1 rRNA gene is annotated in these 201 nt (G+C 55.7%); it reads right to left on the bottom strand.

Going from position 1 to position 201, the window contains the following annotated elements:
* Nucleotides 1-187: ribosomal RNA gene (locus JDF658_RS13880) — 16S ribosomal RNA — on the bottom strand; the annotation flags it as partial.
* Nucleotides 188-201 lie beyond the last annotated feature (14 nt).

Raw genomic sequence — 201 nt, forward strand, 5'->3', positions numbered from 1 at the left:
GAGTGTACCAGGTATTAGCACCACTTTCGCGGTGTTATCCCTGTCTGAAGGGCAGGTTGCTCACGCGTTACTCACCCGTCCGCCGCTAAGCCGCTTGAGAGCAAGCTCCCTCACGGCTCCGCTCGACTTGCATGTGTTAGGCACGCCGCCAGCGTTCATCCTGAGCCAGGATCAAACTCTCCGAATATATCTCGAAAAGTT

Source organism: Carboxydocella sp. JDF658, assembly GCF_002049395.1.
Classification (GTDB): domain Bacteria; phylum Bacillota.